The 333-nt window shown below is 56.5% G+C and carries 1 protein-coding gene; it reads right to left on the minus strand.

Annotated features, from left to right (window positions below):
• Nucleotides 1–70 precede the first annotated feature (70 nt).
• A partial coding sequence (locus EP376_RS22765; RefSeq protein WP_164745070.1) for a P-loop NTPase family protein occupies nt 71–333 on the minus strand: 263 nt, incomplete at its 5' end.

A 333-nucleotide genomic window follows, 5' to 3' on the forward strand; every position in this document is an offset into this window, starting at 1 on the left:
TTCCCTGAGTTTTTCGGGCATGGACTTCATGCTCTTTGCCGACAGAGGGTCGAAAGTCAGCACTTCGTTTTCAAAGGTTTTCATTGCTCTGGTCCTCACTTTCGTTGCCCGGCAGGTAGAACTCCGTTATACCCCGGTCGCCGTTGTGCCGCCCGGCCTGGATAATCACGTCTATCGAACTTTCGATATACTGTATCATGTCGGCATAGGTCATCGGCACATCCGTCTTCAGGGCGGCGATGGCGAGGCGCTGAACCGCCAATTGCGGCGTTTCCGCGTGGAGCGTCGTCATCGAGCCGCCGTGCCCGGTGTTGATGGCCTCTAGGAAGGTCA

The organism is Alexandriicola marinus (assembly GCF_004000435.1).
Classification (GTDB): domain Bacteria; phylum Pseudomonadota; class Alphaproteobacteria; order Rhodobacterales; family Rhodobacteraceae; genus Alexandriicola; species Alexandriicola marinus.